Genomic DNA, 261 nt, shown 5'->3' on the forward strand with positions numbered 1-261 from the left:
GCTCTAATCTGAAGGATATCAAGGTTGGTATCGGACTCCATCGTGTTGACAATATCCTTAGTTCCGTATGCAATCGACTGAAGAGTGGCTTTTACAAAGTCGTCACTGTTAGTCCCACGGGTAATGCCGAAGACGGCTCCTCTCACGTCCTGATCCCAATAAGGAGCTCCCAACCCATTAAAAGCTGGAACCACATAGATTTCATTGTGGTCGGTCGATCGTTTGGCCGCCTGTCTGGACTCAGGAACACTGGTAATAATC

The 261-nt window shown here is 47.9% G+C and carries 1 protein-coding gene; it reads right to left on the reverse strand.

Annotated features, from left to right (window positions below):
- A partial coding sequence (locus AC6UDE_RS07050; RefSeq protein WP_500697041.1) for an FGGY-family carbohydrate kinase occupies positions 1–261 on the reverse strand: 261 nt, incomplete at both ends.

Source organism: Fructilactobacillus sp. X2R5C3 (assembly GCF_059901325.1).